Below are 19198 nucleotides of genomic sequence, written 5' to 3' on the forward strand. Positions count from 1 at the left end.
GGCCGGCTCAGCCGGTGATGATGCGGGCGCCGTGCACGGGCCCCGTGGCGCGGATGACCGTGAGGCGGGCGGCGCTCAGCGCGATCTGCAGCTCGAGCGCGCTGTCGAGGTCGGCCGCGAGGAACGCGACCGTAGGCCCGGATCCCGAGACGATGCCCGCGAGCGCGCCGTTCTCCTCGCCGAGCTGCAGCACCTCGCCGAGGCCGGGCGCGAGGTGGAGGGCGGGCGCCTGGAGGTCGTTGTGGAGGACCTCGGCGAGCATGTGCGGATCCCCCGCCCGCAGCGCCTGCAGCACGCCCGAGTCGACCTGCGGGACCTGCTGGGCCGGGAAGATGTCCTGCGCGTGGCGCTCGCGGTGCTTGTCGAGCTCGCCGTAGACGTCGGGCGTGGAGACGCCGAACTCGGCGATGGCGAGCACCCACTGGAAGGTGCCCTTGGCGAGAGCGGGGCTGAGCCGGTCGCCGCGGCCGGTGCCGATGGCGGTGCCGCCGGCGAGCGCGAACGGCACGTCGGCGCCGAGCTCCGCGCCGAGGGCGAGCAGCTGGTCGCGGGTGCGCTCGGTGCCCCAGAGCGCGTCGCAGGCGAGGAGGGTGGCCGCGGCGTCCGCGGATCCCCCGCCCATGCCGCCCGCGATGGGCACGTTCTTCTCGATCCGCAGGTGCACGCCGCCGCGGTAGCCGGTGCTCCGGGCGAGGAGCCGGGCCGCGCGCACGGCGAGGTTGTCGGCGCCGACCGTGAGGTGCGACGTGTCGATGGATCCGCCGAACTCGACCGAGAACCCGTCCGCCTTCGTGGCCCACACGTCCTCGTACAGGCTCACCGCCTGGTAGGCCGTGGCGACGTCGTGGTAGCCGTCCTCCTGGAGGGCGCCGACCGTGAGCGAGACGTTGATCTTGCCGGGGGCCCGCGCGTGCACCACGTCGGAGGTGGTGGCCGCGGAGGTCATGTGCTCCAACCTAGCGGAGGCTGGGAGCCTCTCCGTCACCCTCCCGATCGGCCCAGGCACGGGCCACGCGGAGGTAGTCGTCGACGCCCAGCTGCTCGCCCCGCGAAGTGGGGGCGACCCCTCCGGCCTCCAGGAGCGCGGACGCCGCCTCGCTCCCGCCGAGCAGCTCGGCGAGCGCCTGGCGCAGCATCTTGCGGCGCTGCTGGAAGGCCGCGTCGACGATCCGGAACGTGCGGACGCGCAGCTCCTCCGAGGCGTACGGCTCCGCGTGCCGCTCGAACGCGACGAGGACGGAGTCGACGTTCGGCACCGGCCAGAACACCTGGCGGCTGACCTGGCCGGCCGTGCGCCACGCGCCGTACCAGGCCGCCTTGACGCTCGGGGATCCGTAGACCTTGGAGCCCGGCGCCGCGGCGATGCGGTGGCCGACCTCGGCCTGCACCATGACGACGCCCGTGCGGATCGACGGGAAGTGCTCGAGCAGGTGCAGCAGCACGGGCACGGAGACGTTGTAGGGCAGGTTCGCGACGAGCGCGGTGGGATCCCCGGGCAGCTCGGCGACGCGCAGCGCGTCCTCGTGTACCACGGTGAGCGCGGCGTCCGGCTGGTACAGGCCCACGGTGATGGGCAGCTGCTCGGCGAGCCGGCCGTCGATCTCCACCGCGACGACGCTCGCGCCGGTCTCCAGGAGGCCGAGGGTGAGGGATCCGAGGCCGGGCCCGACCTCGACCACGTGCGTGCCGGCCTCGACGCCCGCGACCCGGACGATGCGGCGCACGGTGTTCGCGTCGATGACGAAGTTCTGGCCGAGCTTCTTGGTGGGCGCGACGCCGAGCAGCTCGGCGAGGTCGCGGATCTCGGCGGGGCCGAGGAGCGTGGGCGCCGCGGCGGGAGCGGGCGCGGCGGGTGCCGTCTCGTCGCTCACGCGCGGCCCGCCGGGTCGACCTCGGCGGGGTCCTTGGCCGGCGACGTGACGGGCTCGTCGTCCCAGCGCCCGTAGACGAGCTCCGTGTTGGAGGAGATCTGCGCGGCGAGCATCGACACGTCGGTGCCGAGGTGCGCGGCCATCGCGCGGAGGGTGTGCGGGATGAGGTACGGCGCGTTCGGCCGGCCGCGGAACGGCACGGGCGTGAGGAACGGCGCATCCGTCTCCACCAGCAGCAGCGAGCGCGGCGCGAAGGCGAGCGCCTCGCGCAGGTCGACCGCGTTCTTGAAGGTGACCGTGCCGGAGAACGACATGTACCAGCCGTTCTCGGCGCAGATCCGGGCGAGGTCCTCATCTCCCGAGAAGCAGTGGAAGACGGTGCGCTCGGGGGCGCCGACGCGCAGCAGCGTGGAGACGACCTCGTCGTGCGCGTCGCGGTCGTGGATCTGGAGGGCGATGCCGCGCTCCTTGGCGATGCGGATGTGCTCCTCGAACGAGCGCTGCTGGGCCGCGCGGCCCTCCTCGCCCGTGCGGAAGAAGTCGAGGCCGGTCTCGCCGACGGCGCGCACGCGCGGGCGTCCGGCCAGCTCGTGGATCTCGGCCAGCGCGTCGTCGAGCGTGCCCGCCTCCTCGTAGACCGGGGCCTCGTTCGGGTGGATCGCGACGGCCGCGAGCATGCGCGGCTCGTGCGCGGCGGTCTCGGCCGACCAGCGGGAGGTCTCGAGGTCGCCGCCCACCTGGATCACGCCGCGGACGCCGACCGAGCTCGCGCGGTCGAGGTGCTCGGTGAAGTCGATGGGCGACTCGCCGTCCGCGATCTCGAGGTGCGTGTGGTTGTCGTAGACGGGGACCGTCAGCGCCTCGGGCAGCGGCGGGTACGTGAGGTCGCGCGTCTGGCCGTGGACCGCGGTGGTGTCGCGCTGGCGCACGTAGTTCGAATCGGGCATCGCGCTCACTCTACCGACGGGCGGGTGCCGCACCCGGACGGGCCGCGGCACCCGGACGGCGGGCGACGGGCTCAGGCGGCGGGCGTCGCCGGCTCCTGCTCGATGCGCGGGAACAGCGGCGCCTCGAGCGGGGTGACGGTGCCGGATCCGGTCCACTCGTCGGCGAGGTCGATGCGCTGCTGGCCGACCGTGCCGGTGCCGCCGAGCGCGGTCCAGAGCTTGGCGGTGGCGCCGGGAAGCACGGGCGCGAGCAGCACGGCGAGCGTGCCGAGCCCGCGGACCGCCGTGTGGAGCACGGTCTCGAGGCGCGCGCGGTCCTCGTCCCTCTTCGCGAGGGCCCAGGGCTCCTGGCTCGTGATGTAGCCGTTGAGCTCGTCGACGAGGGTCCACACGGCGGCGAGCGCCTCGTGGATCGCGAGCCGCTCGATGGCCTCGTCGGCGGTGGAGACGGCGGCGCGCGCGACGGACAGCACGCGCTCGTCGGCCTCGGTGGTCTCGTTCGCCTCGGGGATCCGGCCGTCGAAGTAGCGGCCGACCATGGCGATCACGCGGGAGGAGAGGTTGCCGAAGCCGTTGGCGAGCTCGGCCTGGTACCGGGCGCTGAGGTCCTCCCAGCTGAACGAGCCGTCCTGCCCGAAGGCGAAGGCGCGCATGAAGTGGTAGCGGAACGCGTCGATGCCGAAGGTGTCGGTGATGGTCTGCGGCACGATGCCCGTGAGCTTCGACTTCGACATCTTCTCGCCGCCGACGAGCAGCCAGCCGTGGCCGAAGACGCGACGGGGCGGCTCCTCGCCGAGCGCCATGAGCATGGCGGGCCAGATGACCGCGTGGAACCGGAGGATGTCCTTGCCCACCAGGTGCGTGGCGGGCCAGCGGCGGCGGAACTTCTCGTCGTCGACGCCGTAGCCGATGGCCGTGACGTAGTTCATGAGCGCCTCGAACCACACGTAGACGACGTGGCTCTCGTCCCACGGGATGGGGATGCCCCAGTCGAAGCTGGAGCGCGAGATCGACAGGTCCTCGAGTCCCCGGCGGACGAACGAGAGGATCTCGTTGCGGGCGCTCTCCGGCTGGATGAAGTCGGGGCGCTCCTCGTAGAACGCGAGGAGCCGCTCGCCGAAGTCGCTCATGCGGAAGAAGTAGTTCTTCTCCTCCAGCAGCTCGACGGGCTTCGAGTGGATGGCGCAGACGAGCTGGCCCTCGAACGGACCCGTGCCCTCGAGGAGGTCGGACGGCTGCTTGTACTCCTCGCAGCCGACGCAGTAGTAGCCCTTGTACTCGCCCGTGTAGATGTACCCGGCGTCGTGCAGGCGCTGCAGGAAGACCTTGACGGACTCCTCGTGGCGGGCGTCGGTGGTGCGGATGAAGTCGTCGTTGGAGATGTCGACGGCCTCCAGCAGCGGCTGCCAGCTCTCCGTGACGAGGCGGTCGGCCCAGGCCTGCGGGGTGGTCTCGTGCGCGGTGGCGGTGCGGAGGATCTTCTGCCCGTGCTCGTCGGTGCCCGTGAGGAACCAGGTGTCGTCGCCGCGCTGGCGGTGCCAGCGGGCGAGGACGTCGGCGGCGACCTCGGTGTACGCGTGCCCGATGTGCGGGACGTCGTTCACGTAGAAGATCGGCGTGGTGATGTAGAAGGGCTCGCCGCGGGACATGGGCTCCATCCTAACGATCGGCGGGAGCGCTCCCGGCCGTGTGACCGGGGCCGGCGGGCGGGTGGCCGAGCGGCTCCGGCGGCGGTCAGGACAGGTGGCGCTCGGCGGGTCCGTCGTACTCGGAGAGCGGCCGGATCAGCGAGTTCGCCGCCCGCTGCTCCACGATGTGCGCGGTCCAGCCGACCACGCGCGCGGCGACGAACAGCGGCGTGAACGCGCGGGTCTCGAAGCCGAGGAGCGCGTAGGCGGGGCCGGACGGGTAGTCGAGGTTGGGCAGGATCCCCGTGCGCTCGGCCATGCCGCGCTCGAGCGCGTCGTACAGCTCCATCGTGCGGCGGGCGGAGTCCCCCGCCTCGCCGCCGGCCTCCACGCGCACGGCGACGAGTTCGTCGAGCGCCTGCTTCATGGTGGGCACGCGCGAGTCGCCCGCGCGGTAGACGCGGTGGCCGAAGCCCATGACCTTGCGCTTCGCGGCGAGCGCCTCGTCGAGCCAGGCCTCCACGCGCGACGCGTCGCCGATCTCGTCGAGCGTCTCGAGCACGGCCTCGTTCGCGCCGCCGTGCAGCCGGCCCTTGAGCGCGCCGATCGCGCCCGTGACCGCGGAGTGCAGGTCGGCGAGGGTCGAGGTGATGACGCGGGCCGTGAAGGTGGACGCGTTGAAGGAGTGCTCGGCGTACAGGATCAGCGAGACCTCCATGGCCTTCGCGTCGGCCTCGGTGGGGCGCTCGCCGTGCACCATGAGGAGCAGGTTCTCGGCGAGGCCGAGGTCGTCGCGCGGCTCGACCGGGGCGAGGCCCTGGCGGCGGCGCTGGTCGTAGGCGATGAGGACGGGGATCTGGGCGAGGAGCCGCACGGATCGCTCGAGGTCCGCGTCGGCCGAGTGGTCGTCGGGCGTCGGATCCGCGGCGCCGATCGCGCTGACCGCGGTGCGCAGCACGTCCATGGGGTGCGCGTCGACGGGCAGCGCGTCGACGATCCGCAGCACGGCCTCGGCGGGCTGCCGCTCCGCGCGCTCCTGGGCCTCGAAGTGCGCGAGCTCCTCGTCGGTCGGCAGCTCGCCGTGCCAGAGGAGGTACGCGACCTGCTCGAAGGAGCACTCGGCCGCGAGCTCCTGCACCGGGTACCCGCGGTAGAGGAGGGAGTTGGTGGCCGGCTCGACCTTGCTGATGCGGGTCGTGTCGACCACTACCCCGGCGAGGCCCTTGCGGATGTCGGTCATGGTGCTCCTTCGCGGCATGCCGCACCCGCTGTGGTGGGGCGGATCGGGTCGCCTCGGGGTGCGATCGTCACTGTATCGGGGCGGGTGGCGCGGGGGCGAGGGTCGTCGGCGACCGCGGACCCCGCACGCCGGGGCGAGGTGGGGAGGGGTCGAGGCTGACGGGCGCCTCCATGCGCCGGACGCCGCGGGATCCGCTCGGTAGCCTCTCGATCAGGCGCACCCGAGGCGCCGCCCGCGCAGCCGCGCCGACCCGGAGGACGCCATGCCCGAGAGCAACGACCACGCCGATCCCGCCGCCGACACCGCGACCGAGCCCGACCGCTACGACGTGGCGGTCATCGGCGCCGGCCCCGCGGGAACCGCCGCCGCCCTCCGCGCGGCCGAGCTGGGCGCGTCCGTCGTGGTGCTCGAGGCCGGCCGCGTCGGCGGCACGTGCGTCAACACCGGGTGCGTGCCCACGCGCGTGCTCGCGAAGACCGCGCGGCTCGTCCGCGAGGTGCGGTCCGCGGGAGAGAACGGGATCGGCGTGGGCGAGCCGACCCCGCACTGGCCGTCGATCGTCGCGCGCGTGCACGAGCAGGTCGACCGCGTGCGCTCGCTCAAGGACGAGGCCGCGCGGTTCGAGGCGGCGGGCGTGACGCTGGTCCACGAGGGCCGCGCGCGCTTCGTCGACGACCGCACGCTCGAGCTCGACAGCGGCCGGCGGATCACCGCGGGCTCCATCATCGTGTGCGTCGGCGGCCACTCGCGCCGCCTGCCCGTGCCCGGCGCGGAGCTCGCGACCGTGCCCGAGGACGTGCTCGCGCTGCCCGAGATCCCCCGGCGGCTGGCGGTCATCGGCGCGGGCAACACGGGCGCGCAGCTCGTGACCGTGTTCCGCTCGTTCGGCTCCGAGGTCACGCTGCTCGACGTCGCGCCGCGCGTGCTCACCGCGTCGGACGAGGCGATCTCCGAGGCCGTGTCCGAGGCGTTCCGCGCGCAGGGCGTGCGCGTGCACACGGGCATCGACACGGTGACGGGGCTGACGAGGACGGGCGACGGATCCATCACCCTGCTCTGGCGCGACGGCGACCGCCCGCAGTCCTCCAGCTTCGACGCGGTGATCATGGCCACCGGCTGGCCCGCCGACGTCGAGGACCTGGGGCTCGAGCACGCAGGGCTGGAGGTGGAGCGCTCGGCGATCCCGGTCGACCGCTACCTCCGCACGCGCGTGCCGCACATCCTCGCGGTGGGCGACGCCAACGGCAAGGACATGCTCGTGCAGGCGGCGCAGTCGGAGGGCGAGGCCGCGGCCGAGAACGCGGTGCTGGGCGTCAACCGGCGGATCCCGCTGCAGCTCCTCCCGGCCGGCGGCTTCACCGACCCCGACTACGCGGGCGTCGGCCTCACGCAGGCGGAGGCGCGCGAGCGCGACGAGGCGTGCGTGGTCGCCCGGGTGCCGTTCGCCGAGGTGGACCGCGCCGTGATCGACGACCGCGAGGCCGGCTTCCTGCTGCTCATCGCCGACCGTCGCCGCGAGCTGATCCTCGGCGCGCACGCCGTGGGCGAGAACGCGGTCGAGGTGATCCAGTCGGTCACCACCGCGATGGCCGCGGGCGTCGACGTCGCGACCCTCGCGCACGTGCGGTTCGCGTACCCGACGTACAGCGCCATCATCGGGATCGCGGCGCGCCGGCTCCTGCAGGAGGACGACCGCGCGGGCGAGCTCGACTGAGGCGACGGTCGGTCGTGCGTGGTCGGATGGATCCATGACCGCGCTCATCGTCACCGCCCACCCCGACCCCGACTCCCTCACCCACGAGGTCGCCCGCCGTCTCGAGGCCGCGCTCGGCGGATCCGGCGTCACGACCGCGCACCTCGCGCAGGAGGGCTTCGACCCGGTCTTCGGGATGGCCGACCGGCGGACGTACGCCGGCGACGCGCCAGCCCCCGCGGACGTCGTCGCCGAGCAGGCGCGCCTCGACGCCGTGGACCACGTCGTGCTCGTCTTCCCCGTGTGGTGGTGGTCGATGCCGGCGCTGCTCAAGGGCTGGATCGACCGCACCTTCATCGGCGGCTGGGCGTTCGACATCGACGACGACGGGCGCATCGACAAGCGGCTCCAGCGCCTCACCGTGCACCTCGTGCCCGTCTCCGGCTTCGGCCGCGCGTCCTTCGCGCGGCACGGGTACCTCTCCGCGTTCCAGACGCAGATCGGCCACGGGATCCTCGACTACTGCGGCGCGCGCCACGGCGCCCTGGCCTTCGTGCACGACTCCGAGTCGGGCGACCGGGACGCCGTGGGCGCCGAGGTCGAGCGGGCCGTGGCCGAGGTCGTCGCGGCGGTCGGCTGACCCCGCGGGCCCTCCTCCGCACCCGTCGCCCCGCGTCGCCTAGCGTCGGGGCATGACCGCCACCGCCGATCCGCTCCCCGACCGACCGCGCGACGCCTCCGGCTCCCGTCCCGATGCCGCCGGAGTCGTGATCCGCGCCGCCGGCGCCGCGGACATGCCGGCGGTGGCGGAGCTGCGCTGGCGGTGGTCCGTCGACGAGGGCGGCGTGGCGCCGGCGACGGATCCCGCGGGCTACGTCGCCGCGACCGCGGCCTTCGCCGCCGCGCACCCGCGCTCGCACCGGTGCCACGTCGCCGAGAGGGACGGCGTCGTCGTGGGCCTGGCCTGGCTCGCGCTCACGGATCGGCCGCCCACGCCGGACGACCTGAGCCGCGTCGCGGGCGACGTCCAGTCCGTCTACGTCATCCCCGAGCTGCGCGGGTCCGGGACCGGCTCCCGGCTGGTGGCGGCGCTGCTCGACGACGCCCGCGCCGCGGGCTGCCGCTACGTGCGCGTGCACTCGAGCCCGCGCGCGATCCCCCTCTACGCGCGAGCGGGGTTCGCGGTCGACGAGACATACCGCGTCGTCCGGCTCTGACGCGCGCTCAGATCCCGTCGTCGATCCCCGCCATGTCGAGCACGAAGCGGTAGCGCACGTCGTTGCGGCGGAGCCGGTCCATCGCCGTGCCCACCTCGGCGGCGGGCATCACCTCCACGTCGGCGGTGATCCCGTGCTCGCCGCAGAAGTCGAGCAGGTCCTGCGTCGCGGGACGCCCTGCGCTGCCGGAGGACGCGAGACGACGGCGGCCCGTGAGCAGGTCCATCGCCTGGACACCCAGCGGGCCCAGGAAGCCGAGCACGCAGAGCGTGCCGTCGAGGTCGAGCACGCGGAGGTACGGGCCGAGGTCGTGCGCGACGGACACCGTGTCGAGCACGAGGTCGAGGGTGGACCCGGCCCGGGCCATCGCCTCGGCGTCCGTGGAGACGACCACCCGCGCGGCGCCCAGGCGCTCGGCATCCGCGGCTTTGGCCGCGCTCGTCGTGAAGACGGTCACCTCCGCGCCGAGCGCCCGCCCCAGCCGCACCGCGAGATGGCCGAGACCGCCGAGGCCGACGACGCCGAGGCGCGTGCCGGGTCCGACGCCGGCTGCCCGCAGCGGCTCCCAGACCGTGACGCCCGCGCACATGAGCGGCGCGACGGCGGCCGGATCCAGGGACGCCGGGCGCCGGTAGACGAAGGGCTCCCGGACCACGTAGCGGCCGGACCAGCCTCCGCGCGTCGTGGATCCGTCGACGCGGTCGCGGCCGCCGTAGGTGAGGGTGGGGAACTCGACGCACATGTTCTCGTGGCCGGCGCGGCACATGGCGCAGACGCCGCACGAGTCGACGATGTTGCCGACCGCGACCGAGTCGCCGGGCGCGAAGGCCGTGACGGCGCATCCGACGGCCACCACCTCCCCCACGAACTCGTGGCCGGGGACGAGCGCGTCGTCGCGACCGTGCTGGTCGAGGGCGTGCAGGTCGGAGAAGCAGACGCCGCAGTGGGTGACGCGGACGTCGACGTCGTCGGGTCGGAGGTCGCGGCGCGCGATCGGCGTCGGGCGGACGGGCTGGCCGGAAGCCGGGGACAGGAGGGCTGTGGTGCGCATGCGCCCAACCTACCTACTGGTTGGTAGGTCTGTACAGTGGCCGCATGACCGCCCCCGCCGTCCGCACGCGCCAGCGCATCCTCGACGCCGCGACGGAGGAGTTCGCCGCCCGCGGCATCGCCGGGGCACGCGTCGACCGCATCGCCGCGGCGTCCGGCATGAGCAAGCCCATGCTGTACTCGCACTTCGGCGCCAAGGACCGGCTCTTCGACGCGGTGTTCGCCGAGCACGTGATCGCGAACGGCGACCGCGTCCCCTTCACGGCCGACGACCTCCCGGGCTACGCGGCCCGCCTCTACGACGACTACCTCCAGGATCCCGCGCTCGCCCGCTTGGTGATGTGGAAGCGCCTCGAGCGCGACGGCACCGGATACCTCTACCCGGGCCTCGAGGAGCACGACGCGACGCACGTCCGCGACATCGCCGCCGCCCAGTCCGCCGGCCGGATCCGCTCGGACCTCGACCCCGACGACGTGTGGACCCTGCTCATCGCGACCGCCGCGAGCTGGGCGCAGGTCTCGATCACGACGGTCGCGACCGACGACGACGCCGCGGACCTGCACGCGCGACGGCGCGGAGCGCTCGCGGCCTACGTCCGGGACGGGCTCTGCGCGGGCGGGGCGACGGCGGGCTGATCCGGGTCAGCGGCTCCGCTGCCGCTACGGACGGACGGCCGCCCGACGCGCGCGGCTCCGCTCGACCCCCGTCATCACGAGGTACAGCGTCGTCCAGAGCACGAGGCCCGTGGCGAGGAAGATCCCGACGACCGCGAGCACGCCGCCCGGGGTGTCCACCGGGAACCAGCCGCTGAGGAGGAGCGCGGGGAGGACGGTCACGAGCATGAGCGCGAAGTGGGCGGCCGACTGGCGCGGGAGGCTCCAGCCCGGCACCTGGTAGAGCAGCGAGCCGGCTGCGGTCGCGGCGACGATGACGCCGACCGCGACCGTCGAGCGCCCGTCCGCGGTCTGGCCGCCCGCGAGGAGGTAGGCGCCGATCGCGGACATGACGACCAACGGGATCCCGCCGAGGAGCGCGGCGCGCAGGAGCAGGCGCGGGCGGCGTGCGGGCCTCGTGGCGACCTCGGATCGTGCGCGTGCCATGGCTCTCCCTCGTCCTCCCCATCCGACCATGGCAGCGGCCGGATCGCACTCTCCGAAACGGGGTCACCCGTGTGCGGATGCACGTGCGCCGCCCGCATGTGCATCCCCGGGGGCGCCCGCCGATGCCCCCGGCTAGCATCACCGGATGCCCGCGCAACCCGCCGCCCGATCCGGCGGGGCGCGTGCGGTCTCCCGGGCCGGGCACATGCTCACGTCGGTCGTGATGGGGGTCCTGCTGGCCGTCCTCGCGCTGGGCCTCGCGCTCGACGGGTCCCTCCACGACCACGACTAGGGATCACGCCCCGCCGCGGTTCCCCTCCAGCGTGAAGGTGAAGACGTCCTCGTCGAAGGCGCTGTAGCCCGCGTAGTCGAGGAGCTCGTAGAGGCGCGCACGGGTCTGCATCTCGGGCACCTTCGAGGCGAGCGTGCCCTCCTCGAGGATCGCGTCGAGGCCGCGCTCGGCCGCGCCCATCGCGAGGCGGAGGAGCGAGACCGGGTAGATGACGATGTCGACGCCCACGTCGCGGAGCTGGGAGGTGGTGAACAGCTCGCTCTTCCCGAACTCGGTCATGTTGGCGAGGATCGGCACGTCGACCGCGGCGCGCATCGCCTCGAACTCGGCGAGGTCGGCCATCGCCTCGGGGAAGATCGCGTCGGCTCCGGCGTCGACGAGCGCGCGCGCCCGGTCGACCGCGGCGGCCATCCCGTCGACGCCGCGCACGTCGGTGCGGGCCATGACCAGCAGGTCCGGGTCGCGGCGGGCGTCGACGGCCGCGCGGATCCGCTTGAGGGCCGTCGACTCGTCCACCACCTGCTTGCCGTCGAGGTGGCCGCAGCGCTTGGGGTTCACCTGGTCCTCGATGTGGAGGCCCGCGACGCCGGCGTCCTCGAGCATCTGCACGGTGCGCGCGACGTTCATCGGCTCGCCGAAGCCCGTGTCCGCGTCCACGAGGCACGGCAGGTCCGTGACGCGCGCGATCTGCTGCGAGCGCCCGGCCACCTCGGTGAGCGTGGTGAGGCCGATGTCCGGCAGGCCGAGGTCCGCCGAGAGCACGGCGCCGGAGATGTAGACGCCGTCCATGCCCTTGTCCTGGATGAGGCGGGCCGACAGCGGGTTGAACGCGCCGGGCATCCGGAGCAGCTCGCCCGACGCGAGCCGGTCGCGGAACGCGCGGCGCTTGGCGGCGGAGGTGAGGGTGGAGTGGAGCACTAGAGGAGTCCCTTCGGGGAGCCGGCCGCGTCCAGCAGGCCGGGTCGTGCGGTGACGGTGAGGCCGGCGAGCTCGTCGGCGGTGAGCTCGGGCAGGCGCTCGACGAGCGCGAGGAAGCGGTCGACCTCGCTGTCCTCGAGCACGCCGTCGGCGAGGGTGCGGAGCTTGGCGACGTAGTCGGCGCGCGCGAACGGCCGGGCGCCGAGCGGGTGCGCGTCGGCCACGGCGATCTCGTCGACGATGGTCGAGCCGTCGGTCAGGCGGATCTCCACCCGGCCGCCGAACGCCTTCTCGGCGGGGTCCATGGAGTGGTACCGGCGGGTCCACTCCGGGTCCTCCGTCGTCGTGACGCGGCGCCAGAGGTCCACCGTGTCGGGGCGGCCGGCGCGCTCGGGGGCGTACGAGTCGACGTGGTGCCACGCGCCGTCCTGCAGGGCGACGGTGAAGATGTACGGGATCGAGTGGTCGAGCGTCTCGCGGCTGGCGCGCGGGTCGTACTTCTGCGGGTCGTTGGCGCCGGATCCGATGACCACGTGCGTGTGGTGCGACGAGTGGATGAGGACGCGGTCGATGGCGTCCGCGTCGGCGAGCACCGGGTGCGCGTGGTGCAGGCGGCGCGCGAGGTCGATCCACGCCTGCGCCTGGTACTCGGCCGAGTGCTCCTTCGTGTACGTGTCGAGGATCGCCCGCTTGGCCTCGCCGGGCGCGGGCAGCGGCACGTCGTAGCCGGCGTCGGGCCCGTCGAGCAGCCACGCGATGACGCCGTCCTCGCCCTCGTAGATGGGGGTGGGGCTGGTCTGGCCGCGCATCGCCCGGTCGATCGCCTCGACGGCCATCTTCCCGGCGAACGCGGGGGCATGCGCCTTCCACGTGCTGATCGCGCCCTTGCGCGACTGGCGCGTGGCGGTCGTGGTGTGCAGCGCCTGGCCGACGGCCTGGAAGACCGTCGCCTCGTCGAGGCCGAGGAGCGTGCCGATGCCCGCGGCGGCCGACGGGCCGAGGTGCGCGACGTGGTCGATCTTGTGCGCGTGCAGGCTGATGGCCCTCACGAGGTCGACCTGGATCTCGTAGCCCGTGGCGATGCCGCGGATCACGTCGGCGCCCGTGAGCGCGCGGCCGTCGGGCCCGCCGGATGCTGCGGCGTGCTGCGCGGCGGCGAGGATCGGCGGGATGTTGTCGCCCGGGTGCGAGTACTCGGCCGCGAGGAACGTGTCGTGGTAGTCGAGCTCGCGCACGGCCACGCCGTTCGCCCAGGCCGCCCACTCGGCGCTGACGCGGGTGGCGGGATCCGCGCCCACGACGGTCGCGCCCGCGCCGCCGGTGGACGGTCCGTGCGCCAGGGCCTGCGCCCGCGCCGCGACGACGGGCGCGCGGGTGAGCGAGGCGGTGGCCACGGCCGCGTTGTCGATGATCCGGTTGACGATCATCCCGGTGACGTCGGCGTCGACCTCGACCGGGTCGGCGGCGACGGCGGCGATGCGCCCCGCCAGCTGCTCCCCGGGAGGCAGGGCCTCGTCGCTGCGGTGGACGCGGACGCGGTGGATCTGCATGCTCTTCCTCACGGTCGGGCGCCTGTCGCGGAGGGCTCGGGGCCCCGTCCGCGCGGCACCGGTCCAGCGTATCCACCGCCGGGGCCGTCCTACGCTGGGGCGTGCTCACCGTCGACCCGGAGTCCCCTCGTGCCGCCGACGTGCTGCCGCTGCTGCGGCAGGCCGACGAGTTCGCGCTCGCCCTCTACCCGGCCGAGAACTACCACGCGCTCGACGTCGCGGCGCTCGAGCGGCCCGGCGTCACGTTCCTCGTCGCGCGCGCGGACGGCCGCGCGCTGGGCACGGCGGCGGTCGTCGACGGCGACGACGGCTCCGCGGAGCTGAAGCGCGTGTTCGTCACGGACGCGGCGCGCGGGCTCGGCGTGGGGCGGGCGCTGCTCGTCGCCGCGGAGGAGCGGGCGCGCGAGCTGGGGGCTCACGTGATGCGGCTGGAGACCGGCCTGCCGCAGACCGCCGCCATCGCGCTGTACGAGCGCGGCGGCTACCGGCACGTGCCGCGCTTCGGGCCGTATGCCGAGGATCCGACGAGCGTCTGCATGGAGCGCGACCTGCGCCAGGATCCCGGCCCGCTCCCCCGCTGGATCCTGCGCCCCGCCCTGCCCGACGACGCGACGTGGATGGCGGAGCTGCGCGCCGTCGTCCTCCGCCCCGACCTCGAGCGGCTCGGCCGGTGGGATCCGGTCGGCGTCCGCCGCCGCTTCCTCGACGGCTGGGCGCCCTCGCGGACGCAGGTGATCCGCGTCGACGGCCGCGACGCCGGCCTCATCGCCTGCCGCGAGGAGCCCGACGCGCACTGGGTCGAGCACTTCTACCTCGGTCCCGCGGCGCAGGGCCGCGGCATCGGCGGCGAGGTGCTGCGCGAGCTCATGGACCGTCACGACGACGGCCGCCCGTTCCGCCTCGACGTGCTGCAGGGCAGCGCCGCGCGGCGGCTGTACGAGCGGGCGGGGTTCCGGGTCGAGCGCGAGGACGCGGTGGACGCGTGGCTGGTGGCGCTGCGCGCCCGATGACACGACGCGCAGGCGCGACCCGATGCGCGGAGCGCTAGGAGCGCTGGTCGAGCCCTGCTGGCCCGGGCGCTCGCTCCTGGCCCCGGGTGGCATGCCGGGCCTTCGGGCGATCCGCGCCGCTGGCCGTCCGGACTGGATCCGTCGAGCAGGGTCGCGTCCCGACCGCCGCCGAGGAGTTCACGGAAGCAGAACATCCCGTTCATGCACGGCCTCGCCCGGTGCCGCATGCTCCTGTCGCCGAGCCCTGCGCGTCCCCCGCGCGCCCGCCGGCGTTCCCGCGCGCACCCGCGCGCCCCTCCCCACAGAAGGACGAACGTGAAGATCCCCCCTGCCCGCCGTGCCGCCCCCGCGCGCATCGGCGCCCTCACCGCGGCGGCCGCCGCCGTGGTGCTCTCCGTCGGCGTCGGCGCGCCCGCGCATGCCGCCGCCGACCCCGCGCTCCAGCCGGCCCCCACCGCGAGCGACCACCTCATCACCGACGTGCCCGGCCTCGTCAACGGGCGCGAGCTCGGCGCGTTCACGGGCCTCGACGGACGCACGGTCGCCGCCAACCGGCTCATCCGCAGCGAGTCGCTGGACAAGATCACGCCGGCGGGCGCCGCGACGCTCGCGAGCGTGCACCACGTCGACCTCGTGATCGACCTGCGCACGCCCGGCCAGATCCAGAAGAAGCCCGACGTGGCGATCCCCGGGGCGAGGACCGTCGCGATATCGCTCTTCGGCGCCGAGGGCGACTACCCGGACGACACCGTCATGTACCGCGACCTCATCGACAAGGGCCACGTCGACGCGGCGGACCCCGGCGTCATGATCACCGCGTACCGCCAGGTGCTGCAGGCGCTCGCGTCGCACACGGGCGACGGCACGGTCCTCATCCACTGCTCGCACGGCATGGACCGCACGGGCACGGTCGTGGACCTGCTCGACCGGATCCTCGGCGTCGGCAGCTCCGACATCCTCCACGACTACCTGCTCTCGAACACGCAGCTCGGCGTCGACTGGGCGAAGCCCGCTCTGCTCCAGGGCACGTTCGAGGCCGGCATCGCGTCGCGCTATGCGGGCATGGACTCCTACATCCGCACGACGCTGGGCGTCACCGACCCGGAGATCCGCGCCCTGCGCGCCCGGTTCCTCGTGTCCGACGACGCGGCCGCGGACTCCATCGCCGTGGGCGGCGTCAGCGTGCCGCTCGCGGACGCCGCCGCATCCGCGGGCGTCACCGTGCCCGTGGGCCTCGGGTCGATCTCGCCCGCCGACGTGCACGTGGCCCTCGCCGACGCCGGGAGCCACGCGGCCGTGACCGTCGCCGGCCGCGTCGTCACGGTCGTCGTGACCGCGGCGGACGGGCGCACCACGCGCACCTACCGCGTCACCGCCGGTCTCGCGCGGCTCGAGCTGCCCGGTGGATCCGCGCCCGTCGCGGGCGGGACGGTCGCGGTCCGCGCGTCCGGCCTCACCGCGGGCGCGGCGTACCGGGTCGAGCTCCACTCGACGCCGACCGACGTGGGCACGCTCACCGCCGCCTCCGACGGCTCGGTCGCGGGCACCGTCACGATCCCCGCGGGCACTGAGGCGGGCGCGCACACGCTGACGCTCCTCGACGCGTCAGGCGCGGCCGTCACGGACCCGGCCGCGCTCACGGTGAGCGCCGCCGCGGCCTCGTCCGTCACGACCGCGAGCACGACGGGCGCGCACCACGCGGGCCCCGCGGTCGCGACCGGTGGCACCTCCGTCGCCGCCACCCCGTGGCCCGGGATGGCGCTCGCGGGCCTCGGCCTCGGCGCGCTCGCGGCCCTGGCCGTGACGCGTCGCCGCCGGGCGTCGCAGCAGCGGTGACGACGGACCCGCGGACGACCCGGCGGCGGGCGCTCACCGCCGCCGCGGTCGTCGCGGCGTCCGCGGCCGTGGTCGTCGGCACGCTGTCGGCCGTGGGCGCGCTGCCCGCGGCCGACGGCCCCCGCGACCTCGCGGGCGCCCCGGTGCAGGCCGACGTGCCCGTCCCGGCGTCCGCTGCCGGCGACGGATCCGCGCAGCCGGCCGTCGACTCCGGCCTCGGCCGCCTCCGCGCGCCGTCCGTCGGGCTCGACGTGCCGCTCGGCGCGGTCGACGTGGTCGGCGGCGTCGTGGATCCCCCGGGCTTCACCTCCGCGTACCGCGTGCGCGACCTCGGGGTCGCCCCCGAGGACGCGGGCGCCGGCACGGTGTTCGTCGTCATGCACTCGGTGCGGGGCGGTGGCACGGGCCCGGGCGACCTCCTCATCGACGACCAGGCCGGGAGCGCGCGCATCGCGCCCGGCGCGGTCATCGAGGTGGCGGGCGTCGACTACGCGGTCGGCTCGAGCCGCGCGGTCCCGAAGGGCGCGCTGCCTGACGACGCCGCGGTCTGGGCCGACACCCCGGGGCGCCTGGTCGTCATCACGTGCCTCCAGCGCGCCGACGGCAGCCCCTCGCGCGACGACATGGTGATCGAGGCGACGCGGGCCTGACCCGCCGAGCCTCGTCGAGGGCGCGCGACCCGTCCGGTCGCGCGCCCTCTTCGTCGCTAGCCTCGGGGCATGGGGATCCACCGCGTCCGGGACGCCGTCGTCGGCGCGTGGCGGGCCGCCACCTCCCCCGACCGGCTCCTCCTCGCCGCGAAGACCGCGCTCGCGGTCGGCATCGCCTGGGCCGTCGCGCCGTACGTGCCCGGCGTCGCGAACGACTACCCCTACTACGCGCCGCTCGGCGCGCTCGTGAGCATGTACCCGACGCTCATGGGATCCGCGCGCACGGGCCTCCAGACGCTCCTCGGGCTGGCGGCGGGCATCGTCCTCGCGACCGCCGTCATCGTCACCACGGGACCGACCTGGTGGTCGATCCCCCTCATCGTCGGCATCGGCGTGATCCTCTCCGGCTCCGGCTGGTTCGGCGCCGGCCGCGAGTACGTGCCGATGGCGGCTCTGTTCGTGCTCATCATCGGCGGGCAGGACGCCGACACGTACTCGCTCGGCTACCTCGTGCAGATGGCGGTCGGCGTCGTGACGGGCCTCCTCATCAACGTGCTCATCGCCCCGACGCTGTCGAGCGGACGCGCGGCCGCTCGGATCAGCGCGTTCCAGCGCGAGGTCGCCGCGCGGCTGCGGGAGGTGGGCGACGCCGTCGAGTCCGACGCCCCGCCCGCGCACGCCGACTGGATCCGCGCGAGCGAGGACCTCGCCGGCACCGCCCGCGCCGTGCGGGCCGAGCTCAGGCAGGCCGACGAGAGCCGCAAGGGCAACCCGCGCGCGCTCGTGAACAAGCGGGACGTGCGGATCGACCACGCCCGGCTCGAGGCGATGGACCAGATCGTGTTCCACGTGCGCGACGTCTCCGCGGCCCTGGCCGACACCATCTGGCAGCAGCGCGGATCCCTCGCCCTCGACCACGGCATCGGCGCGCCCATCCGCGACGCGTGCCACGCGGTCGCCGACGTGCTCGACCTCGAGGACCCGGACTCCCCGGAGCGCCACCGCGCGATGGGCGAGGCCGCGCGGCAGGTCCGGATGCTCGTGGAGGCGGTCGACCGACAGTCGCAGGAGCTCGGCCGTGCGATGGGCCCCGGCGTCCTCACGGCGATGCACCTCAAGCGCGTGCTGCACCACCTCGAGCCGGTCGATGCGGCTGAATCACCGGCCCCGTAGCGCGGGATCCGTCGCGGCGCCCGGCGAGACCGCCGCCTCCGTCCCCGGCTCCCCCGCGGCCGACAGCGCATCCGCCCGCGCGTCGAACCGCACCGCGACGATGCCCGCGACGATGAGCACGCCGCCCACGAGCTGCAGCGCGGTCAGCTCCTCGCCGAGCAGCAGCCACGCCCAGGCGCCGGCGGCCGCCACCTCGAGGAGGCCGACGAACGACGCGAGGCGCGACCCGAGCATCGCGCTCCCCGTGGTCCCCGCCCCGTACGCGAGGGCGGTCGCGACCACGCCCACCACGAGCATCGGCACCCACCACGGCACCACGCGCCCGAGCACGGCCACGTCGGCGACGGATCCGGTGAACGGCAGTATCCCGGTGAGCCCGACGCCCGCCAGCACCGCCGCGGCGACGAGCAGCCCCGCGGCCGCGAGCGCCACGGGCGGCAGGCCGTCCGCGCCCCGGGCCGCGATGGCGAAGTAGCCGGCGCAGCCCACCATCGCGCCGAGCGCGAGCAGCACGCCGACGGGATCCAGCGCCCCGCCGCCCGACGGCGACACGACGAGCGCGAGCCCGCCCGCCGCCGCCACGGATCCGACGAGCACCGGCACCGCGGGCCGCCGCCGCGTCATCGCCCACGCCACCGCGACGAGCAGCAGCGGCGCCATGAACTCGATGAGGATGGCGGTGCCCACGGGGATCCGCTCGATCGCCGCGAAGTACATGACCTGCGCGCCGGCCACGCCCACGAGCGCCATGCCGAGCACGCGCCGCCAGGCCCGGAGCACGGGCCGCAGGTCGCCGCGGAGCTGGACGAGCGCGACCGGCGCGAGCACCAGCCCGCCGACGAGCGCGCGGAGCGTGACCGCGGCCACGGGGCTCCAGCCCGACGCCAGCAGCGGCTTCACGAACGCGCCGGACAGGCCGAACGACGCGGCGGCGACGATCGCGAGGACCAGTCCGGTGGTGAGGTGGCGTCGTTCCATGGTCAGCTCGTCTCGTCAGGGGCCACGTGGCCTACGGTCCTGAC

19 protein-coding genes are annotated in these 19198 nt (G+C 74.7%); 9 read left to right on the top strand and 10 right to left on the bottom strand.

The features are described from left to right. Positions 1–7 precede the first annotated feature (7 nt). The 5 genes from AES38_RS11445 to AES38_RS11465 form a co-directional block, all read right to left on the bottom strand. Complete coding sequence (locus AES38_RS11445; RefSeq protein ID WP_053775088.1) at positions 8–946, bottom strand: 4-(cytidine 5'-diphospho)-2-C-methyl-D-erythritol kinase; 939 nt, start codon at positions 944–946, stop codon at positions 8–10. Positions 947–956: 10 nt separating this feature from the next. Beyond that, positions 957–1871 carry a 16S rRNA (adenine(1518)-N(6)/adenine(1519)-N(6))-dimethyltransferase RsmA gene (gene rsmA / locus AES38_RS11450; RefSeq protein WP_053775089.1) on the bottom strand — a complete coding sequence of 305 codons (915 nt, stop codon included), beginning with the start codon at positions 1869–1871 and terminating at the stop codon, positions 957–959. Further along, positions 1868–2818 carry a TatD family hydrolase gene (locus tag AES38_RS11455; protein ID WP_053775090.1) on the bottom strand — a complete coding sequence of 317 codons (951 nt, stop codon included), beginning with the start codon at positions 2816–2818 and terminating at the stop codon, positions 1868–1870. The genes rsmA and AES38_RS11455 overlap by 4 nt, the downstream gene beginning before the upstream one ends. A gap of 71 nt (positions 2819–2889) precedes the next feature. Beyond that, a complete protein-coding gene (gene metG, locus AES38_RS11460) occupies positions 2890–4467 on the bottom strand; it encodes a methionine--tRNA ligase (RefSeq protein ID WP_053775091.1) in 1578 nt (525 codons plus the stop codon). An 85-nt stretch (positions 4468–4552) separates the two neighbouring features. Beyond that, positions 4553–5704, bottom strand: coding sequence for a bifunctional 2-methylcitrate synthase/citrate synthase (locus tag AES38_RS11465; protein WP_081001891.1), 1152 nt, complete (start codon positions 5702–5704; stop codon positions 4553–4555). A gap of 244 nt (positions 5705–5948) precedes the next feature. Between AES38_RS11465 and AES38_RS11470 the strand changes: the two genes are divergently transcribed. From AES38_RS11470 to AES38_RS11480, 3 genes are read left to right on the top strand one after another with little or no spacing between them, the layout of a single operon-like run. Then, positions 5949–7400, top strand: coding sequence for a dihydrolipoyl dehydrogenase family protein (locus AES38_RS11470; RefSeq protein WP_053775093.1), 1452 nt, complete (start codon positions 5949–5951; stop codon positions 7398–7400). A gap of 34 nt (positions 7401–7434) precedes the next feature. Then, positions 7435–8019, top strand: a complete 585-nt coding sequence (locus AES38_RS11475) for an NAD(P)H-dependent oxidoreductase (RefSeq protein ID WP_053775094.1) — start codon at positions 7435–7437, stop codon at positions 8017–8019. Between the two features lie 52 nt (positions 8020–8071). Next, the gene (locus AES38_RS11480; RefSeq protein WP_081001892.1) at positions 8072–8596 is read left to right on the top strand and encodes a GNAT family N-acetyltransferase; all 525 of its coding nucleotides are present in this window, start codon (positions 8072–8074) and stop codon (positions 8594–8596) included. 7 nt (positions 8597–8603) lie between these two features. On the opposite strand, the gene AES38_RS11485 is transcribed toward AES38_RS11480, so the two are convergent. After that, positions 8604–9647 carry an NAD(P)-dependent alcohol dehydrogenase gene (locus tag AES38_RS11485; RefSeq protein WP_053775095.1) on the bottom strand — a complete coding sequence of 348 codons (1044 nt, stop codon included), beginning with the start codon at positions 9645–9647 and terminating at the stop codon, positions 8604–8606. 44 nt (positions 9648–9691) lie between these two features. Here AES38_RS11485 and AES38_RS11490 point away from each other — a divergent pair, with 44 nt between their 5' ends. Continuing rightward, positions 9692–10282 carry a TetR/AcrR family transcriptional regulator gene (locus tag AES38_RS11490; RefSeq protein WP_053775096.1) on the top strand — a complete coding sequence of 197 codons (591 nt, stop codon included), beginning with the start codon at positions 9692–9694 and terminating at the stop codon, positions 10280–10282. 24 nt (positions 10283–10306) lie between these two features. Here the strand turns inward: AES38_RS11490 and AES38_RS11495 are convergent, their stop codons facing one another. Further along, complete coding sequence (locus AES38_RS11495; RefSeq protein ID WP_053775097.1) at positions 10307–10747, bottom strand: DUF3021 domain-containing protein; 441 nt, start codon at positions 10745–10747, stop codon at positions 10307–10309. Positions 10748–10892: 145 nt separating this feature from the next. Here AES38_RS11495 and AES38_RS15875 point away from each other — a divergent pair, with 145 nt between their 5' ends. Continuing rightward, positions 10893–11039 (top strand): hypothetical protein, encoded by a 147-nt coding sequence (locus AES38_RS15875; RefSeq protein WP_157883533.1) that lies wholly within the window; start codon positions 10893–10895, stop codon positions 11037–11039. A 3-nt stretch (positions 11040–11042) separates the two neighbouring features. On the opposite strand, the gene prpB is transcribed toward AES38_RS15875, so the two are convergent. Continuing rightward, on the bottom strand, positions 11043–11957 hold the full coding sequence (gene prpB, locus AES38_RS11500) for a methylisocitrate lyase (RefSeq protein WP_053775098.1): 915 nt from the start codon (positions 11955–11957) through the stop codon (positions 11043–11045). Then, positions 11957–13507, bottom strand: coding sequence for an MmgE/PrpD family protein (locus AES38_RS11505; RefSeq protein ID WP_053775099.1), 1551 nt, complete (start codon positions 13505–13507; stop codon positions 11957–11959). The genes prpB and AES38_RS11505 overlap by 1 nt, the downstream gene beginning before the upstream one ends. A 101-nt stretch (positions 13508–13608) precedes the next feature. Between AES38_RS11505 and AES38_RS16495 the strand changes: the two genes are divergently transcribed. The 4 genes from AES38_RS16495 (at position 13609) to AES38_RS11530 (ending at position 18176) form a co-directional block, all read left to right on the top strand. Beyond that, positions 13609–14517, top strand: a complete 909-nt coding sequence (locus tag AES38_RS16495; protein ID WP_072174641.1) for a GNAT family N-acetyltransferase — start codon at positions 13609–13611, stop codon at positions 14515–14517. Positions 14518–14832: 315 nt separating this feature from the next. Beyond that, a complete protein-coding gene (locus tag AES38_RS11520; protein ID WP_053775100.1) occupies positions 14833–16353 on the top strand; it encodes a tyrosine-protein phosphatase in 1521 nt (506 codons plus the stop codon). Beyond that, positions 16350–17003, top strand: a complete 654-nt coding sequence (locus tag AES38_RS11525) for a sortase family protein (protein WP_053775101.1) — start codon at positions 16350–16352, stop codon at positions 17001–17003. The genes AES38_RS11520 and AES38_RS11525 overlap by 4 nt, the downstream gene beginning before the upstream one ends. Before the next feature lie 69 nt (positions 17004–17072). Beyond that, on the top strand, positions 17073–18176 hold the full coding sequence (locus AES38_RS11530) for an FUSC family protein (RefSeq protein ID WP_053775102.1): 1104 nt from the start codon (positions 17073–17075) through the stop codon (positions 18174–18176). Here the strand turns inward: AES38_RS11530 and AES38_RS11535 are convergent. Continuing rightward, on the bottom strand, positions 18162–19154 hold the full coding sequence (locus AES38_RS11535; protein WP_053775103.1) for an EamA family transporter: 993 nt from the start codon (positions 19152–19154) through the stop codon (positions 18162–18164). The two genes, AES38_RS11530 and AES38_RS11535, sit on opposite strands and share 15 nt — an antisense overlap. Positions 19155–19198 lie beyond the last annotated feature (44 nt).

It is taken from the genome of Clavibacter capsici (genome assembly GCF_001280205.1).
GTDB lineage: Bacteria > Actinomycetota > Actinomycetes > Actinomycetales > Microbacteriaceae > Clavibacter > Clavibacter capsici.